Origin of the sequence: Ramlibacter cellulosilyticus, from assembly GCF_014297465.1 — a bacterium.
Taxonomy (GTDB): domain Bacteria; phylum Pseudomonadota; class Gammaproteobacteria; order Burkholderiales; family Burkholderiaceae_C; genus Ramlibacter; species Ramlibacter cellulosilyticus.
Genome location: NZ_JACORT010000001.1, coordinates 939,607 through 957,502, shown reverse-complemented (window position 1 = coordinate 957,502; position 17,896 = coordinate 939,607). Strand labels below are relative to the sequence as shown.

At 71.7% G+C, this 17,896-nt stretch carries 19 protein-coding genes; 7 read left to right on the top strand and 12 right to left on the bottom strand.

What is annotated here, in order from left to right; genetic code table 11:
- Nucleotides 1-9: 9 nt before the first annotated feature.
- Complete coding sequence (locus H8N03_RS04780) at nucleotides 10-501, bottom strand: YbhB/YbcL family Raf kinase inhibitor-like protein (RefSeq protein ID WP_187074954.1); 492 nt, start codon at nucleotides 499-501, stop codon at nucleotides 10-12.
- A 90-nt stretch (nucleotides 502-591) separates the two neighbouring features.
- Here H8N03_RS04780 and H8N03_RS04775 point away from each other — a divergent pair, with 90 nt between their 5' ends.
- The gene (locus H8N03_RS04775) at nucleotides 592-1,743 is read left to right on the top strand and encodes a PAS domain-containing sensor histidine kinase (RefSeq protein WP_187074953.1); all 1,152 of its coding nucleotides are present in this window, start codon (nucleotides 592-594) and stop codon (nucleotides 1,741-1,743) included.
- Here H8N03_RS04775 and H8N03_RS04770 read toward each other — a convergent pair.
- From H8N03_RS04770 to infA, 4 genes are all read right to left on the bottom strand, one after another.
- Nucleotides 1,727-3,634, bottom strand: a complete 1,908-nt coding sequence (locus H8N03_RS04770) for an FAD-binding monooxygenase (RefSeq protein ID WP_187074952.1) — start codon at nucleotides 3,632-3,634, stop codon at nucleotides 1,727-1,729. The genes H8N03_RS04775 and H8N03_RS04770 overlap by 17 nt on opposite strands.
- Nucleotides 3,635-3,713: 79 nt before the next feature.
- The gene (locus tag H8N03_RS04765) at nucleotides 3,714-4,589 is read right to left on the bottom strand and encodes a transglutaminase-like domain-containing protein (protein WP_435531652.1); all 876 of its coding nucleotides are present in this window, start codon (nucleotides 4,587-4,589) and stop codon (nucleotides 3,714-3,716) included.
- Between the two features lie 316 nt (nucleotides 4,590-4,905).
- Nucleotides 4,906-5,157, bottom strand: a complete 252-nt coding sequence (locus H8N03_RS04760) for a hypothetical protein (protein ID WP_187074951.1) — start codon at nucleotides 5,155-5,157, stop codon at nucleotides 4,906-4,908.
- Nucleotides 5,158-5,184: 27 nt separating this feature from the next.
- Nucleotides 5,185-5,451 (bottom strand): translation initiation factor IF-1, encoded by a 267-nt coding sequence (gene infA, locus H8N03_RS04755; RefSeq protein ID WP_187074950.1) that lies wholly within the window; start codon nucleotides 5,449-5,451, stop codon nucleotides 5,185-5,187.
- A gap of 273 nt (nucleotides 5,452-5,724) precedes the next feature.
- Between infA and H8N03_RS04750 the strand changes: the two genes are divergently transcribed.
- The gene (locus H8N03_RS04750) at nucleotides 5,725-5,955 is read left to right on the top strand and encodes a hypothetical protein (protein WP_187074949.1); all 231 of its coding nucleotides are present in this window, start codon (nucleotides 5,725-5,727) and stop codon (nucleotides 5,953-5,955) included.
- A 16-nt stretch (nucleotides 5,956-5,971) separates the two neighbouring features.
- On the opposite strand, the gene H8N03_RS04745 is transcribed toward H8N03_RS04750, so the two are convergent.
- Complete coding sequence (locus H8N03_RS04745) at nucleotides 5,972-6,307, bottom strand: Hpt domain-containing protein (protein WP_187074948.1); 336 nt, start codon at nucleotides 6,305-6,307, stop codon at nucleotides 5,972-5,974.
- Between the two features lie 68 nt (nucleotides 6,308-6,375).
- Nucleotides 6,376-6,957 carry a hypothetical protein gene (locus H8N03_RS04740; RefSeq protein WP_187074947.1) on the bottom strand — a complete coding sequence of 194 codons (582 nt, stop codon included), beginning with the start codon at nucleotides 6,955-6,957 and terminating at the stop codon, nucleotides 6,376-6,378.
- A 148-nt stretch (nucleotides 6,958-7,105) separates the two neighbouring features.
- Here H8N03_RS04740 and H8N03_RS04735 point away from each other — a divergent pair, with 148 nt between their 5' ends.
- The 3 genes from H8N03_RS04735 (at nucleotide 7,106) to H8N03_RS04725 (ending at nucleotide 10,403) form a co-directional block, all read left to right on the top strand.
- Complete coding sequence (locus tag H8N03_RS04735) at nucleotides 7,106-8,872, top strand: ABC transporter transmembrane domain-containing protein (RefSeq protein ID WP_187074946.1); 1,767 nt, start codon at nucleotides 7,106-7,108, stop codon at nucleotides 8,870-8,872.
- Nucleotides 8,873-9,086: 214 nt separating this feature from the next.
- Nucleotides 9,087-9,866 carry a pentapeptide repeat-containing protein gene (locus tag H8N03_RS04730; RefSeq protein ID WP_187074945.1) on the top strand — a complete coding sequence of 260 codons (780 nt, stop codon included), beginning with the start codon at nucleotides 9,087-9,089 and terminating at the stop codon, nucleotides 9,864-9,866.
- A gap of 90 nt (nucleotides 9,867-9,956) precedes the next feature.
- Entirely contained in the window at nucleotides 9,957-10,403 is a 447-nt protein-coding gene (locus H8N03_RS04725) for a hypothetical protein (RefSeq protein WP_187074944.1), read from the top strand.
- Between the two features lie 73 nt (nucleotides 10,404-10,476).
- On the opposite strand, the gene H8N03_RS04720 is transcribed toward H8N03_RS04725, so the two are convergent.
- The 5 genes from H8N03_RS04720 to H8N03_RS04700 form a co-directional block, all read right to left on the bottom strand.
- On the bottom strand, nucleotides 10,477-11,292 hold the full coding sequence (locus H8N03_RS04720; RefSeq protein ID WP_187074943.1) for a formylmethanofuran dehydrogenase subunit C: 816 nt from the start codon (nucleotides 11,290-11,292) through the stop codon (nucleotides 10,477-10,479).
- Nucleotides 11,289-12,203, bottom strand: coding sequence for a formylmethanofuran--tetrahydromethanopterin N-formyltransferase (gene fhcD, locus H8N03_RS04715; protein ID WP_187074942.1), 915 nt, complete (start codon nucleotides 12,201-12,203; stop codon nucleotides 11,289-11,291). The genes H8N03_RS04720 and fhcD overlap by 4 nt, the downstream gene beginning before the upstream one ends.
- Nucleotides 12,203-13,813, bottom strand: a complete 1,611-nt coding sequence (locus tag H8N03_RS04710; protein WP_187074941.1) for a formylmethanofuran dehydrogenase subunit A — start codon at nucleotides 13,811-13,813, stop codon at nucleotides 12,203-12,205. The genes fhcD and H8N03_RS04710 overlap by 1 nt, the downstream gene beginning before the upstream one ends.
- Nucleotides 13,810-15,018 carry a molybdopterin-binding domain-containing protein gene (locus H8N03_RS04705; RefSeq protein ID WP_222622800.1) on the bottom strand — a complete coding sequence of 403 codons (1,209 nt, stop codon included), beginning with the start codon at nucleotides 15,016-15,018 and terminating at the stop codon, nucleotides 13,810-13,812. Before H8N03_RS04705 ends, H8N03_RS04710 begins: the two co-directional genes overlap by 4 nt.
- Nucleotides 15,019-15,157: 139 nt before the next feature.
- On the bottom strand, nucleotides 15,158-15,877 hold the full coding sequence (locus tag H8N03_RS04700; RefSeq protein WP_187074939.1) for a HisA/HisF-related TIM barrel protein: 720 nt from the start codon (nucleotides 15,875-15,877) through the stop codon (nucleotides 15,158-15,160).
- On the opposite strand from H8N03_RS04700, the gene H8N03_RS04695 reads away from it, so the two are divergent.
- A complete protein-coding gene (locus H8N03_RS04695; protein ID WP_187074938.1) occupies nucleotides 15,876-16,838 on the top strand; it encodes an ATP-grasp domain-containing protein in 963 nt (320 codons plus the stop codon). The genes H8N03_RS04700 and H8N03_RS04695 overlap by 2 nt on opposite strands.
- Nucleotides 16,825-17,895, top strand: a complete 1,071-nt coding sequence (locus tag H8N03_RS04690; RefSeq protein ID WP_187074937.1) for a hydantoinase/oxoprolinase family protein — start codon at nucleotides 16,825-16,827, stop codon at nucleotides 17,893-17,895. Before H8N03_RS04695 ends, H8N03_RS04690 begins: the two co-directional genes overlap by 14 nt.
- Nucleotide 17,896 lies beyond the last annotated feature (1 nt).

The window sequence follows — 17,896 nt, the reverse complement described above, 5'->3', positions numbered from 1 at the left end:
GTTGTCCTCCTAGCGTTCGTAGCGCGCGGTCAGCTTCGCTTCGCCGATCTTCGCGAAGTGGATCATGAAGCCGACGTAGGCCGCCGATGCGTCCTCGGGCACGTCCAGCTTCTCCGTGTTCAGCGCGTACAGCGTGAACACGTAGCGGTGCGGGCCATGGCCGGGCGGCGGCGCGGCGCCGCCGTATTCCTTGCTGCCGAAATCCGTGCGGCCCTGCTTCGCGCCGCGTGGCAGCTGCGCGCCACCAGCGGCCCCTGCGCCCCTGGCCAGGCCGGTCGCGTTCGCCGGGATGTCGTACACGACCCAGTGCCACCAGCCGGAGCCGGTGGGCGCGTCGGGGTCGTACATCGTGAGGGCGAAGCTCTTCGTGCCCGCGGGGGCACCGCTCCAGGCCAGCTCGGGCGAGACGTTGCCGCCGCCCGCGCCCATCGCATGGTGGACGTGTTCCATGGGCAGGCTCTGCTGCTCGGCGAAGTTCGCGCTGCGAAGGACGAATTCCATGGCTGGGCTCCCGTGTGGAGCGCTGATGATATCGGCGCGCACGCACTCGCACCACGAAATCCCCAGGGCGCCTTACAGTGAAGGCAGCCCATGACCACTCCTTCCGCGCCCGTCCAGGTGTCCCCGCTCGTGGCGCACTGGCTGCACCACAATCGCGACTACGCCGTGCTCGTGCTGGACCCGCACGGCATCGTGCAGGAATGGCTCGGCGCTGCGGAACGCATCCTCGGCCATGCGCCGCACGAGGCCGTCGGCCGCAGCGTCGAGCTGGTCTTCACGCCCGAGGACCGGGAGCGCCGCTACCACGAGTACGAACTCAAGGTCGCGGCGGAGGACGCCTACTCCGAAGACTCGCGCTGGCACCTCCGCAAGGACGGCACGCGCATCTGGGTCACGGGCAGCGTGTCGCCGGTGCGCGGCGCGGACGGCGCCATCCTCGGCTACGTCAAGGTCATGCGCGACATGACGGACCAGCGCGCGAAGACGGAACGCGTGGAGCACGAGATGGTGCAGCTCGGCGAGGCGAGGGAGCAGACGCGCGTCTTCCTGCGCAAGCTCGGGCACGAGGTGCGGAATCCCCTCGCCGTGCTCACGAACACCGCCTTCATCCTGGAGAGGCTGGTGACGGACGAGCGCGGCCGCAAGGCGGTCAAGCAGCTGTCCAACCAGCTGGGCATCCTCACCAACCTCGCCGACGACCTGATGGACGTGAACCGGCTGGAGCTCGGCAAGGTGAACCTGTCGAAGGCCCGGATCGACTTCCGCGAGCTGCTGGAAGACGTCGTGGAAGGCATGCAGCAGCAGGCCGCGCGCAAATCCATCCAGCTCGAGGCGCTGCTGCCGCCCACCCCGCTGCCCGTGGAAGCAGACTTCTCGCGCATGCAGCAGGTGTGCGTCAACCTGATCGACAACGCGATCAAGTACACGCCGCAGGGCGGCTCGGTCTGGGTGAAGGTGAGCCAGGAAGGCAACGAAGTGGTGTGCCGCATCCAGGACAACGGCATCGGCATCTTCCCGCCGGTGCTGCCGAAGCTCTTCGACCTGTTCACGCAGGCGCCGCAGGGGCAGGAGATGCGCGGCGGCGGCATCGGCGTGGGGCTGGCGCTCGTGCGCCAGCTCGTGGAACTGCACGGGGGTACCGTGCAGGCCAAGAGCCCCGGGATCGGCAAGGGAGCCGAATTCGTGTTCCGGCTGCCGTCGCCGGAGCCGGACACCATGGCCGGACCTAGTTCGGCAGCATGAAGCGGGCGAAGAAGTCCGCCAGCTCCCGGTGCGCTGCGAGCGGCAGCACGTGGGCGATGTACTGGTCCGGCCGCACGACCACGAGCGCGCCCTGCTTCCGGTCCACGCCCCGCAGGTCGAAGATGTCCTGGCGGTTCTTCAGGTCGGGCGAGAAGACCTTCGCGTAATCGCGCAGTCCGTGGCGGCCCTTGCGCGGAAGCAGCAGGCCCGGCATCGCGCCGAGGTCCAGCTCCGCATGCGGCTGCTGGAAGATGGCGCGCAGGTCGAACACGGCGTCCACGTCCTGTCCCACGGGCGTGAAGCGGCGCACCGGCGAATCGGGCGATTCCGCCAGGAACCTGCACAAGGCGTCGAGGCCGCTGCGGTCCGCACCCGCGAAGGCATACAGGCGCCAGCGGCCGTCCGCCTTGCCGGCATGGCCCAGCTGCACCGGCTTCCCGTCCGCGATGCGCACGACCGGCGCGGAATGGAAGCGCGTGCCGATGGTGAAGCCCGTGGCCAGCGGCTGGTGCGTCGCTTCGCCGGTGACCAGCGAGGGCTTGTAGTGCGTGCCCATGCCCGCCGTGAAGCGGCCGTGGCGCTCGAAGTACTTCTGGAACTCCTTCGGGTCCACGCCTTCGGCCGCGCCGTCGGCCACCTGCTTCGCGCGGTCGCTGAACATCTTGGCCCACTCGCGGTCGAAGTCGATCAGCTCCTGCGCCACCACCTGCCGCTCCTGCGAGTAGGTGTCCAGCAGCTTCGGCGAGCACTGGCCGCGCAGCACCGAAGCGAGCTTCCAGCCCAGGTTGAAGGTGTCCTGCATGGAGAAGTTCATGCCCTGCCCCGCCTTCGGGCTGTGGGTGTGGCAGGCATCGCCGGCGATGAAGACGCGCGGCATGCGCGCGCCGGCGTCCTGCGCGGGCACGTCGTCGTACTTGTCGCAGATGCGCTGGCCGATCTCGTACACGGACCACCAGGGCACCTCCTTCACCTCCAGCGTGTAGGGCTGCAGGATGCGCTGCGCGGTGGTGACGAGATGGTCCAGCGTGATGCCGCGGTTGGCCACGCGCTCCTCTTCGCCGAGCTTGTCCATCTCCACGTACAGGCGCACGAGGTAGTCGCCCTCGCGCGGGATCACCAGCAGGTTGCCGGCGGCGGACTGCACCGCGGACTTGTAGCGGATGTCGGGGAAGTCGGTGACGGCCAGCACGTCCATCACGCCCCAGGCCTGGTTGGCGGAGTCGCCCACCAGCTGCCGGCCGATCGCCTTGCGCACCGCGCTGCGCGCGCCGTCGCAGCCCACGACGTAGCGGGCGCGCACCGTTTCCTGCCGGCCTTCGTGCGCGGGGTCGGTGCGCTCCAGGCGCACGGTCACGGGGTAGTCCTTCGCAGCCGGGTCGACGCTCACGTCGGCGACGCGCCGCGCGTAATGCGGCTCCAGCCGGCTGGGAGAGTTGCGCATGAACTCCAGGTAGAAGTCGTGCACCCGCGCCTGGTTCAGCACGACGTGGGGGAATTCGGAGAGGCCGTCTTCGGTGTCCTGCACGCGGCCGTGGCGGACGATGCTGCCGGGCTCCTTCTCGTCCGGCTTCCAGAAGGTGACCTCGTTGATCCAGCAGGCTTCCTTCAGCACGCGCTCGGCGAAGTTGAAGGCCTCGAACATCTCCATGGTCCGGCAGGCGATGCCGTCGGCCTGGCCCAGCTGCAGCGGGCCTTCCTTCTGCTCGACGATGCAGGTGCGGATGTCGGGGAACGCGGCAAGCTGCGCCGCCAGCGTCAGGCCGGCGGGACCGCAGCCGACGATCAGCACGTCCACCTGCTCGGGCACGGCGTCCGTGTGCGGGCGCGCCGAGGGGGCCGCGGCATGGATGTGGGGATCGCCAGGCTTGAAGCCGTCCAGGTGGAATTGCATCGCTACCCTCCTCGGGAAACCGGAAGATGATAAGTATACATATCATTATCCGGCCCGCAAGGGGGCGCGCGGGCCGCGCCTAGATGTCGCTGCTCGAGATGGCGTCCGTGGTGCGGTACGGCTCCCGTACCACGCCGTCGGGGCCCGCCTCGGCGTGGATGGCCAGCATGCGCCTGCCGGGAACCACGTCGCCGAAGATCGAGGCGTAGGCGGTGTCCGCCGCGTCCCTGCCCGAGGCGAGGCGCACGAAGCCCATCGGAATGGCCGTGCCCGAAGGATCGAACATGTACCACCGGCCGCCGAGGTAGGCCTCCACGTAGGCATGGAAGTCGGTCGGCCCGAGCGCGGGATCCGCGCCGTAATCGAGCCCCGTCGTGAACCGCGCCGGGATGTTGACCGCCCGGCAGAGCGCGATCATCAGGTGGGCGAAGTCGCGGCAGACGCCGCGCCGCTCCTGGAAGGTGTCCACGGCACTCGTCGTGCCGCTGGAACTGCCGGAGGCGAAGGCCACGTGCCGCTGCACCCAGTCGCAGATCGCCTGCACGCGCGCATGGCCCTGCCACAGCGAGCCGAACTGCGCCATCGCGAAGGCGTTGAGCTTGTCCGACTCGCAGTAGCGGCTGGGATACAGGAAGGGCAGGACAGTCCCGGGCAGGTCCGCCACCCGGATCTCCTGCACGTCGGCGGGGTGCTGCCTGTGGTGCTGCAATTGCACCTTTGCCGCGTAGCGCAGCACCAGCTCGCCGGGGTACGCCTGCAGTCGCAGGAATCGGGCCGCCGATGGCGGGTCGACGAATTCCTGCAAGGGGACGAACTGCGTCGTGGCGAGCGATTCCCACCCCACCCACTGCCGGGGCGTGCGGGCGGCCTGCACGTTGAAGATGAAGTCGGCCGGGCCGTTGCGCACCTCGTACGACAGCTCCACCTCGTAGCGGAGGGCCAGCGGTTGCTGCACGCCGTTCAAGCCCCACCTCCGAGGCGGCGCGCCGGCGGGGCAACCGGAGACGGCTCCGGCAGCGGCTTGCCGGCGCGCTCGCGCCGCACCTCGTCGAGCGCGGACCCCGCGCCGCGGCCCCAGCGCGCGCCGGCGCGCCGCAGGGGAGGATCCACGGGGGGTGGAAGGTAGACGGACGGGCCACTCGGACGGGGCATGGACAACTCCTCAGGTGCAACGCAGGGAACCTGTGGAGCCGCAGTGCGGCCTCTTGTCGGCTCGGAGCACGAGGGGAGCCGGTCAGGGAACTGCAGGGACTCTACCCCGCGGCGGCGGGCTACGCGCCGCTGAGCGAGTAACGCCCGGGCGCGCCGATCCACTGCAGGCCTTCGCCCATGGCGTAATCCGCCGCGGCGGTGCTGTCGCGGAACAGGCGCGTGAGCCGCAGCACGCGGTCGGTGGTGCCGCTTCCGCTGCCCGAGCGGATCGATACGGAGCTTGCGATCCAGCCGTTCTCGAGCAGCCGGGTCAGCGGCGAGATGAGGAACTTGCCGACCTGCAGCGTCGGGTGGGCGATGGAAAGGTTCATTCTTGTTCTTCTTCCCTGGCGCACCACTCAACGGCGGGGCCGGAACTGCGGGCGCGGGGCGGAGCCCGTGCGGGGCGGCAGGTGCCGGAACATGATCCGTCCCTTGGTCAGGTCGTACGGCGAGAGCTCCAGGCTCACGTCATCACCCGCGATGATGCGGATGCGGTTCTTGCGCATCTTGCCGCCGGTGTAGGCCACGAGCTCGTGGCCGTTCTCGAGGATCACGCGGTAGCGGGAATCAGGCAGCACTTCGGCCACCTTGCCGCGCATTTCGAGGAGTTCTTCCTTGGCCAATACGGCACCTTTCTCGAACGGAAATTGGCCGCGCGGCACACGCAGCGCGGTGCAAACGCCAAGAGATGATCGATGGGAGATTCGGCGGCTCGCCGCTTGCGGAAGCGGGAGCAGGAGAGGGACCTAGTGATGCACGGTCTTGTGGAACGTCGGCAAGTCCCATGTTAACCGATCCGCGGGATTCCTGCTCGGGGCTCGGACGGCGCCTGGGCCTGCGGCGCGACGGGTCGCCCGCTGACCTTGACTTCGCCGCGCGCGCGGCATCGTGCCGCCATGCAAACCGTGCAGTACACGCGCAGCACCGGGCGGCAGCTGACCTACAGCATCCGCGCGGACGAGTTCGGCCGCTACACCATCCATCTCGGCGACAAGGAACTCCTGCGCGGGCGCGACTCGCTGGCGGCCGGCGGACGCCACCGCGCCGGCAACAAGCGCAAGATGGCCGGCGCGATCGCGGAGGCGCAGCGCGCGATCGAGCAGCTGACGCACATGGAGGAGTGCTGAGCGCCAGGCCGGCGGTTCACCGGAGCGCCTGCTCCAGCGCCTCGATCTCGCCGGCGATCGCCTCCACGTCGGCCGGCGTCCGCGCGGAACGCTCCAGCAAAGCGTCGAGCCCCTGCTCGATGGCGCGGCACGCTTCGCCGAAGCGCGGCATCCCGAAGGTCCCGGCCGACCCGGCGAGCCGGTGCAGCACGCGATGCAGGATGCGCAGCCGCTCCTCGCTCGCGGGTTCCTCCCGCCAGGCCTGCAGCGCGGACTGCGCCTCCGCCAGCCGCACGGGCAATTGCTCCGCGAACTGCGTCCGGAACAGGTCCAGGGCTGCCTCGAAATCGCCGTGCGTGGGAGCGGAGGTCATGTCCCGCGATGCTGCCACAGCGCCATCGTGTGGCGGAGTGCGCCGGAAATGTCCGGTTGCAGTTGTTGCTAGTCTTCGCCCATGTGCAGCCATTCCTCCTCGGGCATGGACTGCATGAAGGCCATGACGGCTTCGAGCACGCCGGCGCGTTCCGCCCACTCGATCTGCTCGCGGAAGCAGAGGCGCTTGGTGAGCGGCGGGGTGATGGCCCAGGCGGCGCCGGTGGCCGGCGCGGGTGGCTGCTGCGTGCCGCGCAGGGACTTCTTCGGCGGCAGCAGCTTCATGAAGGCGTCCCACTGCGGCGGCCGCGGGCACACGCGGTTGTTGCGGCGCGCGACGATCATGGCGGCTTCCAGCGTGAAGAGCGGCTTTTCCGCCGCCTTCGACACCAGCGGCCTGCGCAGCAAGGTGGCGCCCGCGGGCTGCGTGGCGGCCCAGGCGATCTCCTCCGGATTCATCCCGGGCGGCTGCGTCATGGGCGCCGTCGGGGCGAAGCGCCGCTCCTGCTGCTGCGAGGCTTCGTGCCACAGGGCCCAGCCCGTGTCGCCGTCCTCGTGCAGCGCCTCCGGCGCCGGGATCGAGTCCCCGGCTTCCCAGGGCCGGTTCAGGTCGCGGCTGCGGGGGGTCTTCTTCGAGGAGGGGAACGCCATGGCGCGGGAATGTACTCCGGGCCCTGGAACAGTGGTGACAATGTGTCAGCCAGATTAAGCCGCAGGCGTATGCCACGCCCCGGCCGGTCGCCGAAGCGTGAAATATGCCCGCGAAAGGCCACCCCGGGGGCGTCACTACACTGCGCCGATGCCGCCGACCCCGCCCCGCAGCCCGCAGTCCCTCTCCGGCCTCCTGCCTTTCCTGCGGCCTTACCGGGTGCGCATCGCCACCGCGGTGCTGTTCCTGCTGCTCGCCGCGGCGGCGATGCTGTTCTTCCCCATCGCACTGCGGACGCTGATCGACCGCGGCATCGAGGCCGGCCCCGGCGAGCGCCTGCTGGCGCTGCGCGAGCACTTCCTGCTGCTGTTCGCGGTGGCGGTCGCCCTGGGGCTGTTCTCGGCCTGCCGCTTCTACCTCGTGAGCTGGCTGGGCGAGCGCGTGACGGCGGACCTGCGCAACGCCGTGTATGCGCACGTGCTGGAACAGAGCCCCGCCTTCTTCGAGAGCACGCAGACGGGCGAGGTGCTCTCGCGCCTGACGACCGACACGACGCTGGTGCAGACGGTGGTCGGCTCCTCGTTCTCGCTGGGCCTGCGCAACCTGGTGATGGGCGCCGGCGCGCTCGGGATGCTGGTCGTCACGCATCCACGGGTGATGACGCAGGTCTTGCTCGTGGTGCTGCTCGTGGTGCTGCCGGCGATGTACTTCGGCCGCCGCGTGCGGCGCCTCTCGCGCGCGAGCCAGGACCGCGTGGCGGACTCGAGCGCCATCGCGGCGGAGGTGCTCAACGCGATCCCCGTCGTCCAGAGCTACGCGGCGGAGGACCGCGAGGCCGCGCGCTTCTCCGGCGCGACGGAGAACGCTTTCCAGACCGGCATCCGCCGCACGCGCGCACGCGCGGCGCTGGTGGCTTTCGTCATCATCGCGAACGCGGCGCTGATGCTGTGGGGCCTGTACGAAGGCACGCAGGCGGTGATCCGCGGCGACCTGAGCGCCGGCCAGCTCGGGCAGGCCGCCTTGTACGTCGGCATCTTCGCCGGCGCCATCGCGGTGCTGGGCGAGGTGTACGGCGACCTGCTGCGCGCCGCCGGCGCGACGGAGCGCCTGATGGAGCTGCTCGCCGCGCGTTCGCCGGTGACGTCGCCGCCGCAGCCGCTGTCGCCGCCGGCGCCGCGCGCGGGCAGCAGCGTGGCGCTGCGCGGCGTGCGCTTCCACTATCCCTCGCGGCCGGCGACGCCGGCACTGGTGGACTTCACGCTGGATGTGGCGCCCGGCGAGACCGTTGCCGTGGTGGGTCCGAGCGGCGCGGGCAAGACGACCGTCTTCCAGCTGCTGCTGCGCTTCTACGATCCGCAGGAGGGAACGATCGCCGTCGACGGCGCCGCGATCCGCGAGCTGCGCCTGCAGGACCTGCGCACGCGCATCGCGCTGGTGCCGCAGGAACCGGTGATCTTCTCGGCGTCGGCGCTGGAGAACATCCGCTACGGCCGCCCCGGCGCGAGCGACGAGGAAGTGCACGCGGCCGCGCGCGGCGCCTTCGCCGACGACTTCATCCGCGCCCTGCCGGAGGGCTACGACACCTTCCTCGGCGAACGCGGCGTGCGCCTCTCGGGCGGCCAGCGGCAGCGCATCGCGATCGCGCGCGCGATGCTCAAGAACCCGCCGCTGCTGCTGCTCGACGAAGCCACGAGCGCCCTCGACGCGGAGAGCGAACGCATGGTGCAGGCCGCGCTCGAATCCGCGATGCGCGACCGCACCACCCTCGTCATCGCCCACCGCCTCGCCACCGTGCAGCAAGCCGACCGCATCGTGGTACTGGACCACGGGCGGATCGTGGAGGTGGGAAGGCACGAGGAGCTGATGGCGCGCGGGGGGGTGTATGCGCGGTTGGCGGGGTTGCAGTTCATGAGCTGAAGCAAGCGGACATCCGAACGCAAAGGGCGCAAAAGCTACGCAAAGGACGCAAAAGATTCAAAGGAAAAACTTCAGAGGTTTTCTTTCGCGTCCTTTGCGAAACCTTTGCGCCCTTTGCGTTCGGATGTCCGCCTTCCTTGATGCCCCGCTCCCCAACCGGGTCTCCACCCGGCCGCGCAGCCCTGCGTGCTAGCCTGCCTGCGGAGGTGGACAGGTGGCCAGCTTCCCCATGCGCATCCGGTGGTGGTGCGGCGCATTGCTGATCGCGCTGGGTGGCGCCGCGCCGGCCGCGGACTTCACGCGCGAAGAGATCGCGCGCATGCTTTCGCAGGCACCGAAGCCGGTGCTGGACGGCAAGGACCTCTCCGACCTCGACCTGAGCGGCCTCGACCTGCGCGGCGCCAGCCTGCGCAAGGCCAACCTGTTCGCCAGCAAGCTCGTCTCGGCCGACCTGCGCGGCGCCGACCTCGCGGGCGCGAACCTCAATGGCGCCTGGCTGATGGGCGCGGACTTCACCGGCGCGCAGCTGCGCGACGCGAGCCTGCTGTCGGTGGTGATCCTCGGCGGCCAGGTGCGCAAGATGCCGGTGTTCAAGGGCGCCGACCTGCGCGGCACGCGCATCATCGCGGACCTGCCGGGCGCCGACCTGAGTGGCGCCGACCTTGGCCAGGCGCGCGTCGGCGTCGAGATCCGCAACCAGGGCATGGGCCAGATGCGCACCGACCTCACCGGCGCGAACCTCTCGGGCGTGAATTTCGAGCGGGCGGACCTGAACCGCACCCTGCTCTCCTTCGCCAACCTGCGCAACAGCAACCTGCGCGGCGCGAACCTGTTCCGCGCGAAGCTCGCGGGCGCGGACCTCACGGGCGCCGACGTCGCTGGCGCGGACTTCACCGAGGCCGACCTCGCCGGCACCATCCTGCGCGGCGCGCAGGGCCTGGACCAGGCGAAGGGCCTCGATCGCGCGGAACACCTGGACCAGGCCGTGCGTTGACGTGGTCGGCACCTTGTCCTTCCGACAGGTGGCAGGTGCGCTGACAGCGTACGGCCCGCTCGACCACGGGCCGCACGATAGAGTGGGTCGATGACAGACCTCTATGCCACCCTGCTGTCCTGGGCCGTCACGCTGTCCGGGTATCCCGCCCCCGCGGAGCCGCCCGTGGTGGTTCCCAAGCCCCATGCCTTCTTCGTCGAGCAGGCCTGCAGCGGCCAGCCGTGCAAGGTGCTCGGGTGGTACGCGGGCGGCAGGAACCTGTACATCGACGAGGCGCTGGATCCCGAAGGCAACCTGCTGGCCAGCTCCATCGTCGTGCACGAGATGGTGCACTACCTGCAGGGCGTGGCCCGCGGCGACGACGTGCTGCGCGGCGGCGCGGCGTTCAGCATCGCGCCCAGCTGCGAACAGGCGGTGCAATGGGAGCACGAGGCCTATGCGGTGCAGCGCGAGTACATCCTGCGCTACGGGGCGTACCTGCCCGTGGGGTCGGCGATGTTGCACGTGCATTGCGATTCGAAGGCGGCGCAGCGGTAGATCGGCGCACGTGCCTGGCGGCACGCGGTGGGGTTCGCTGGCGCTCACCGGCGCCGGCAGTCGCCGGCCCACCCTACAAGAGCAGCCACTCGCCCTGGCCTTGCACCGAGAGGTCGCCGACCCAGCGCGTGACGGTCCGCGAGGGTAGCCCGGCGAACGCTCCGCCGAGACGCGAGAGATCACGCGCAAGCAACTGCCACATCACCCGCACGTCGCTCTCCACGAGCACGAACGTCGCCGGTGGCCGGGGCGCTTCCCCGGCGAACACGAGCGTGCCTCGCCGCATGCCCCAGCCTGCATGCATCCCGCAGCGCCCGCCGATCGCCACGGTGCCCGCCACCATGCGCGAGGCGAGGAAGTCGCTCGCATCGCCGTGGACGGCGACCGTGCCGCGCAGCATGCGGTCGGCAAGGCGCGCGCCGGCGCGGCCGTGGACGACCAGCGTGCCGCCACGCATTCCGTCCATCTCTCCGGGCAGCGCGCTCGCCGCGAAGTCCGCCACGTCGCCCAGCACTTCCAGGCGGCCCCCGCGCATCGCGCACCCGGCGAGATCGCGCGCGGAGCCATGCACGCGAAGCTCACCACCGGCCATGCCCAGCCCGAGCGCGTCGCCGACGTTGCCGTGCACTTCGATCGCCCCCGCCGCGAGACCTGCGCCGATCGCGTCGAAGCGCGCGAGTTCGCCTTCGACCTGCAGCCGCGGCACGGGATCGTCGACGGTCTGCGAGCGCACCTCGAACCACTCCCCGACCGGCACGTGCTCGCGCCCCTGCGGCAGCGCCACGCGCAGCACGTCCTCGCGGCCGAGCGTCGAGAGCGCTACCGGTTCCAGGGCGCGGGCGTCCACGCGCAACTGCGGCATCCCGCGCAGCACGAGCGTGTGCCTCATGGCGCGCCACCTTCCGGCGCGAGCGCGTGCAGGTGGAAATGGAAAGGCCCCAGCTTGCCGCCGTAGTTGCCCGCCGAGATGCGCGTCACACCCGCTGCCCCTCCTCGCGCCACCACGGCCGCGATGCCGGCGCGCATCGCCGCGGCAACGTCCTCCTCGCGCAGGCCGTCCACCACGATCTCGAGCACGGAGCGTTCCTCGTCGCGCAAGGCGCTGCGCGGGTTCACGCCCTTCAGCGACGGGCAGTACGCATCGTTGGTCGACGCGATCACGGCCGCGTACCGGCTGCCGACCTTGGAGCCCGAGCGCACCACGCCACCGGGAAACGGCAGGATCACGCCAGGCACCGCACACATCGCGGCGGCCGCCGCCATCGCGCCCGCGAGCGCGGCTTCCGTGTCACGTGCCACCAGCAGCAGGTTGCCGCCGCCCACCGCCTTCGTCACGGGCGTGGACTCCTGCGCGACGAACTCGCCGTCCATGACGGGCACGCGCCAGTAGCGCACGCCCGCGATCACCTTCGACAGCTGCCAGCCGTCGCCGAAGAAGCGCAGGTTGCGCCCCAGCGGCACCGGCTCGCCCTCGGCCAGTCCCGCGAAGACGGCGGTCGTCGGGCAGGTCATCACGCACTGGCCCACGCGCCGCTCGACCTGCTTCGCGAGCTCCTTGCCCGACACGGCGAAGAGCAGGATGGCCACGCCCGGGCGCCCGTCCGGCGTCTCCTCCGGGGCCAGCTCGCGCTCGATGCCCGCCTCGCAGCCGCAGGCGATCACCGAGGTCGACATGCCAGTGGCGCTGGCCGCCGCGTACCGCGCCCACGTGAGGTCCACGGCCGTCACGAGGATGCGCGTGGCCTTCATCGGGAAAGCCTCCGCGAAGGTGTCGTCGATGGTGACCCCGTGGATGCGCATCACAGGCTCCGCGGCACGCAGGCCCAGGGGAAGAGACGCCCGCCGTTGCAGCAGGCGCAGAGTTCGTCGGGGCCGATGGCGGCGTGGCGGCCGTGCACGCCGAGCGGCGCGTCGCCCAGCAGCCGCTGCACGCCGGCATCGAACTCGGGCTCGGAGAAATGCGTCGCGCCGACCGGCGTGGCGACGACGCGTCCGTCCCGCACGACCAGCTCGCCGTCCTTGAACACCCAGGCCGCGCGGGAGAACATCGCTTCCGCGTCGCCCTGCTCGCGGTACACCGCCACGTCCGCGGCAGCGCCCGCCCCGAGGTGGCCGCGATCGCGCAGCCCGAGCAGCCGGGCCGGCGCAGCGCGGGTCATGATCGCGATCTCGTCCAGCGACAGCTCGCGCCCGATGTGCCGCAGCGCCGACTGCGCCGCGACCTCCGGGTGCAAGCGCGCGAGCTGCGCATCGCGGAAAGGCTTGTCCATCAGCAGCCGCATCAGGTGCGGATAACTCGTGAACGGCGCGCCGTTCGGGTGGTCGGTGGTCAGCACGACGCGCCAGGGGTCGCGTACCTGCAGGAACAGCTCCAGCCCGATGCTCCACTGCAGCGCGTTGACGTAGCTCTGCTCGCGGTAGCGGAAGGGCAGCACGCCGCAACCCGAATCGCACTCGATGTCGGCGATGACGGCCTTGCGCGGGCTGGCGAAGTCGAGGTTCGCGTACTGCCGCATCGTGTCGGCCGAAGCGGTGACGGTCTGGCCGAAGAGGACCTGGCCCACGTCGATCGAGCAGTTGGGATGCGCGTCCAGCGCTTCGACCAGCGCGAGCGCCGCGGACGAGAACTGCTTCGGGCCCTCCGTGCCGTAGCTGTGGAACTGCACGTGCGTGAGGTGGCCGGGCAGGCCTTCCAGCGCTTCCATCGTGGCGAGCGTGGAGGCGATGTTGCCCGCCACCCCGAGGTTGCTCGCGTGGATGTGCAGCGGATGCGCGAGCCCGAGTTCGTGCACCGCTCGCGCGAGCGACGCGATCACCTGCCGCGGCGTCACCTGCCAGTGCACGTGGCGCTCGTCGACGTCCAGCTTGCGCTGGTTGAACTTGAAGGCCGAGATGCCGGCCGGGTTCACCACCTTCACGCCGTGCGCCTTCGTCGCGTGCACCATCCAGCCGACGTAATCGCGCAGGCGCTCGGGCCCGGTGCCGCGCGCCAGCATCTCCAGGAAGGTCTCGTCGTTTCCCAGCATCACGTAGGCGCCGTGGTCGACGATGGGCACGTCGCCCATCTCCATGTGGGCCTGGCGTGCGTTGCTGGCGGCCATGGCGGGCTCGAAGACCGAGGTGTAGCCCATCTCCGCATAGCGCAGGCCGGTCTGCAGCGTGCCCGGCGTGCAGCGGTGCGCGGGCAGCAGCATGCGCGCGAGGTTCACCTTGCCGCCGCCGATGTGGCTGTGCAGGTCGATGCCGCCGGCGAGCACGATGCAGCCGGAGGCGTCGATCTCTTCGTCGACGGCCTCGCGCGGGTCCAGCGCGACGATGCGGCCGTCGCGCATGACGACGTCGCGGACCTCGCCGCCGGCCGCGTTCGCGGGATCGTGGACGCGGCCGCCGCGCAGCCTGCGAGTGGTCATGCGCTCTCCAGTGCGTGCAGCAGGCGCGCGGCGACCTGGGCGACGCCAGGCAGCGCGTCGTCGCGCGCCGCCACCAGCGGCACCACGACGCCGTCCGTGCGGAACAGGTGTCCCGCGGCATTCACGCCCGGCGTCGCGACCGGCAGGAAGATGCAGTTGCGATCGCGCACGCGCGGCCCCATGGCGGGCGGGCCGACCACGATGCGCGGCAGGTCCGTGGCGGGTGGCAGGCCGTCGGGTCCCCAGCTCCACACCCACAGCAGGCCGTCGACGGCGCGGTCCGCCAGCAGGCGTCCGCCCGCGAAACGCAGCGGGTCGTATTCGCCGCCGTCGGGGCCGGGCCGCGTGCGCAGCGGCAGGCCCGACAGCCACGTGAACACCTGCTGCAGCGTGGCGGCGCCGTGGCTGCCACCGAGCGCGAAGGTCGCGGCGCGCGTGCCGCGGTTGAGCGTGGTCACGATGCGCTGCATCCGCTCGAGCAGCAAGGCACCGTGCGGCGGCAGCGCGCCGGACTCCCAGACCAGCACGGCGTAGCGGGCTTCGCGCAGGGCCAGTGCCAGGTCGGCGAGCGCCGGGTCGGCGTCGCGGCACGGCGCCGTCGCGACCAGCGCGGCGAGTTGTTGCAGGTCCGTGAAGAGGTCGCCGGAGCCTGCGACGTGCTGCCCCTTCCAGCCGGCGGGCGGCTCGACGCCGAGGAACACCAGGCGCCGGCAGGGCGTGTCGGGCCGGTCCAGCCCGGCGCGCCGGAAGAACTCGGGATAAAGGGCCACCGCGGTCGTCCCGACGCAGACGACGAGATCGGCGCGTGCGCGGACCTCCGCCAGCGTGGTGTGGCACTGGCCCCTGTCCTGCAGTGCACGCAGCCCGAGCGACAGCGCGTCGCCTTCGGCGTGGTCGCAGATCGCGCACGTGCGCGCGGCGAGCCGGTACAGCGCCCGCGCGCCGGCGAGGTCGGTGCCCAGCCCGCCGAAGAGCGGCTGGCGCCACAGCGCGAGGCGGCGCGCGGCCTCGGCCTCCGCTGCTTCGGGCGCGACGGCGGACCCGTCGATGCATGCGGACGGCGCGTCGCGGCTGCGGTGGGCGTCCAGCCCGGCCCGGGCCCGCGGGCAGTCCGTGCCGTTCAGCATCAGGGCCGCCGGCGCGCCTTCGAGCGCGAGGCCGTCGCAATGCAGCGAGCAGAACGGACAGGTCCAGTTGGCATCCACGCCGCGGGACCGCAAGCGTTATGCCAAGCCGCGACTGCACGCAAGGACGACCACCAAGCGCACCCTGTCCCGCTCGACTGGAACACTGTGTCGCGACGCGCGCTGGCACGCTTCCTGATTCGCGCCGGCCATGGCCGCCTCAAGCCAACTGCAAGGTGCCGTCGTGCAGCGCGCTCGCCACCAGCCAGCCCGCTGCCCCGCCGGCCGCGGCCGCGCGCAGGTCCGCGGCATCGCGCACGCCGCCCGCGCCGATCCACGTGCGGTCGGGCGCCAGGGCGTGCAGGCGCGCGAAGGTCTCCAGGTCGGGCCCGCTGCCCGCGCCGACGCGGTCGAGCGTCATGACGATCACGGTGCGGGGCCAGGCCTCGGGACGCTGCCAGCTGCCGGAGGGATCGAGCGGGCGCGCGAGCCGGGAGTCCAGCGAGAGGATGGCGCGCGGGTCATCCGCCAGCACGTCCAGCGCTGCCGGGCTCGCCAGCGATTCGCTGCCGTAGACCGGCCGCAGCCGCGCCGCCGCCGTGCCCAGCATGCCCCGCAAGGCGTGCAGCGCGTCCGGGCCGGTGAAGCCCGCGTCGATCCACAGGCACAGGTCGGGCTGCGCCTGCAGCAGGTCGCGCAGCACCTCGGCCTGCGGCGTTCCGCCCTGGATCGCGTCGAGGTCGGCGACGTACAGCACGGGCTCGCAGCCGGCCGGCGGCGGCGCGGCCCGGCGCAAGCCCTGCGCGATGGCGAGCGGCGCGCTGCCGTCCGCCAGCCGCGACACGATGGGCCGGTACGCGTGGCGCTCGCCGCGCACGCCGCGGACCACCTGGCCGCGCATCAAGTCGATGACGGGAATGACCTGGAGCACATCGGGCATGGCGCGAGTCCTCGTGTATGAGCCGCTGAGCGCGGACGATCCCGAAAGCACGGCCGCCCTGGGCCGCGGCAGCGCCGCCCACCAGGACATGCTGGCCGCCGGCCGCGCCATGCGCGACGCGATGGCGGGCGACCTCGCCCGCCTTCCCGGCGTCGAGCTCACCGTCGCGGTGGGGCAGCAAGAGGCGCGCCATCGGCTGCACGCGGTCGCCGCCCTTCCCGGCGAAAGCGCGGAAGCCTTCGTGCGCCGCCAGGCACGCCTGCACGACGGGTGCTGGATCGTGGCGCCCGAGTCCGGCGGGCTGCTGCTCCGTTTGCACGCGGCCGTCGGCGCACGACGCTGGATCGGCTGCAGCGCCGCGGCCATCCGGCTGGCTTCGAGCAAGCGGGCCACCTGCGCCCTGCTGGCGAAGGCCGGCATCCTCACGCCCCTCGCCTTCGCGGAAGGCCACCGCGGGCCGTGGATCGTGAAGCCCGACGACGGCGCGGGCAGCATGGCGACCCGCGTGCATGCGACGCGCGCCGCCGCGGATACGGATCTTCACACGCGGCAACACGCGGTGATGGAGCCTTGGGTGGAGGGCGAGGCGCTCTCGGTTTCGCTCGTCGTCGGTCCGGTTCTTGCACGCGCCGTGGCCTTCAACCGCCAGCACCTGGACATCGACGCCGACGGCTGGCTGCACGACCTGGGCGTGCAACCGGGCGCCCTGCCCGCCGCCGATCCACGGACCGGCGTGCTGCAAGCCGTGGCGCGGCGCGTGGCAGGCGCCCTGCCCGGGCTGCGGGGCTACGTGGGCATCGACCTGGTGTGGAACGGGAGGGACGGACCCGTGGTCATCGAAGTGAATCCGCGCGTGACCTGCGCCTACGTGGGCCTCTCCGCGCTCGTGGGCCGCAACCTCGCGGCCGACATCCTCGCCGCGCACGGCGTCCAGGGGGCGGCGGGCCATGTCGTCGCGTGAGACCCCGCAGTTGCAGCTCGGCTGGGACATAGGTGGCGCCCACGTCAAGGCCTGCCTGCTCCAGGACGGCAGCGTGCGCGACATCGCCCAGTGGCCCTGCCCCTTGTGGCAAGGCATGCAGCACCTGGACACGGCGCTGGCTCTCGCCCGTTCGCGGTGGGCCGACGCCTGGGACCAGGGCGTCGCCCATGCCGCCACCATGACGGGCGAACTCGCGGACCTGTTCGCCGGCCGGCAGGAAGGCGTGGTGCGCATCGCCGGCCAGCTCGCGCAGAGCCTCGGTCCGTCGCTGGTGCTGTTCGACGCCGGATTCGCATGGCACGCACCGGACGAGGCGGGGCCGCACTGGCGGGGCATCGCCTCGGCCAACTGGTGCGCCACCGCGCGGGTGCTCGCATCACGCGTCGGCGACGCCCTCCTCGTCGACATCGGCAGCACGACCACCGACCTGGTGCCGCTGCGCGGCGGGCGGGTGGCGGCCGAGGGCAAGAGCGATGCCGACCGCCTCGCGACCGGGGAGCTCGTCTACCAGGGCGTCGTGCGCACGCCGCTATGCGCGCTCGGCCCGCGCGTGCGCTGGCACGAGCGCATGCTGAACGTGATGAACGAGCTCTTCGCCACCACGGCCGACGTGTACCGGCTCACCGGCGAACTCGCCGCGGACCACGACCAGGCCGCGACGGCGGACGGCCGCGGCAAGGACGAGGAGGCGACGCGCCAGCGGCTCGCGCGCATGCTCGGCTGCGACGCGGCGGACGGAAGCCCCTGCGACTGGCTGGCGCTGGCGCGCTGGTGGAAGGACGCGCAGCTGCGCGAGATCCAGTGGAACCTGGCGCGCGTGGGCGAACGCGCCGGCCTGCCGGCCGATGCGCCCGTGGTCGGCGCCGGCAGCGGCACCTTCCTCGCCGCGCAACTGGCCGCCCGCACGGGGCGCCCCTTCCTGCGCTATGCCGACGTCGTCCTGCCCGTGCCTGCCGCGGATGCGTCGCTCGCGTCCTGGGCCGACGTGTGCGCGCCCGCGGTGTCCGTCGCGCTGCTCGCGAGCGGCCGGGGGTGAA

Excerpts from the sequence above, each read along its gene's own strand:
- H8N03_RS04710 (WP_187074941.1), bottom strand. The coding sequence starts at position 13,813 with ATGACCACTCGCAGGCTGCGCGGCGGCCGCGTCCACGATCCCGCGAAC.
- H8N03_RS04690 (WP_187074937.1), top strand. The coding sequence starts at position 16,825 with ATGTCGTCGCGTGAGACCCCGCAGTTGCAGCTCGGCTGGGACATAGGT.
- H8N03_RS04700 (WP_187074939.1), bottom strand. The coding sequence starts at position 15,877 with ATGCCCGATGTGCTCCAGGTCATTCCCGTCATCGACTTGATGCGCGGC.
- H8N03_RS04740 (WP_187074947.1), bottom strand. The coding sequence starts at position 6,957 with ATGGCGTTCCCCTCCTCGAAGAAGACCCCCCGCAGCCGCGACCTGAAC.
- H8N03_RS04720 (WP_187074943.1), bottom strand. The coding sequence starts at position 11,292 with ATGAGGCACACGCTCGTGCTGCGCGGGATGCCGCAGTTGCGCGTGGAC.
- H8N03_RS04725 (WP_187074944.1), top strand. The coding sequence starts at position 9,957 with ATGACAGACCTCTATGCCACCCTGCTGTCCTGGGCCGTCACGCTGTCC.
- H8N03_RS04695 (WP_187074938.1), top strand. The coding sequence starts at position 15,876 with ATGGCGCGAGTCCTCGTGTATGAGCCGCTGAGCGCGGACGATCCCGAA.
- H8N03_RS04775 (WP_187074953.1), top strand. The coding sequence starts at position 592 with ATGACCACTCCTTCCGCGCCCGTCCAGGTGTCCCCGCTCGTGGCGCAC.
- fhcD (WP_187074942.1), bottom strand. The coding sequence starts at position 12,203 with ATGCGCATCCACGGGGTCACCATCGACGACACCTTCGCGGAGGCTTTC.
- H8N03_RS04760 (WP_187074951.1), bottom strand. The coding sequence starts at position 5,157 with ATGAACCTTTCCATCGCCCACCCGACGCTGCAGGTCGGCAAGTTCCTC.
- H8N03_RS04780 (WP_187074954.1), bottom strand. The coding sequence starts at position 501 with ATGGAATTCGTCCTTCGCAGCGCGAACTTCGCCGAGCAGCAGAGCCTG.
- H8N03_RS04770 (WP_187074952.1), bottom strand. The coding sequence starts at position 3,634 with ATGCAATTCCACCTGGACGGCTTCAAGCCTGGCGATCCCCACATCCAT.
- H8N03_RS04750 (WP_187074949.1), top strand. The coding sequence starts at position 5,725 with ATGCAAACCGTGCAGTACACGCGCAGCACCGGGCGGCAGCTGACCTAC.
- H8N03_RS04745 (WP_187074948.1), bottom strand. The coding sequence starts at position 6,307 with ATGACCTCCGCTCCCACGCACGGCGATTTCGAGGCAGCCCTGGACCTG.
- H8N03_RS04735 (WP_187074946.1), top strand. The coding sequence starts at position 7,106 with ATGCCGCCGACCCCGCCCCGCAGCCCGCAGTCCCTCTCCGGCCTCCTG.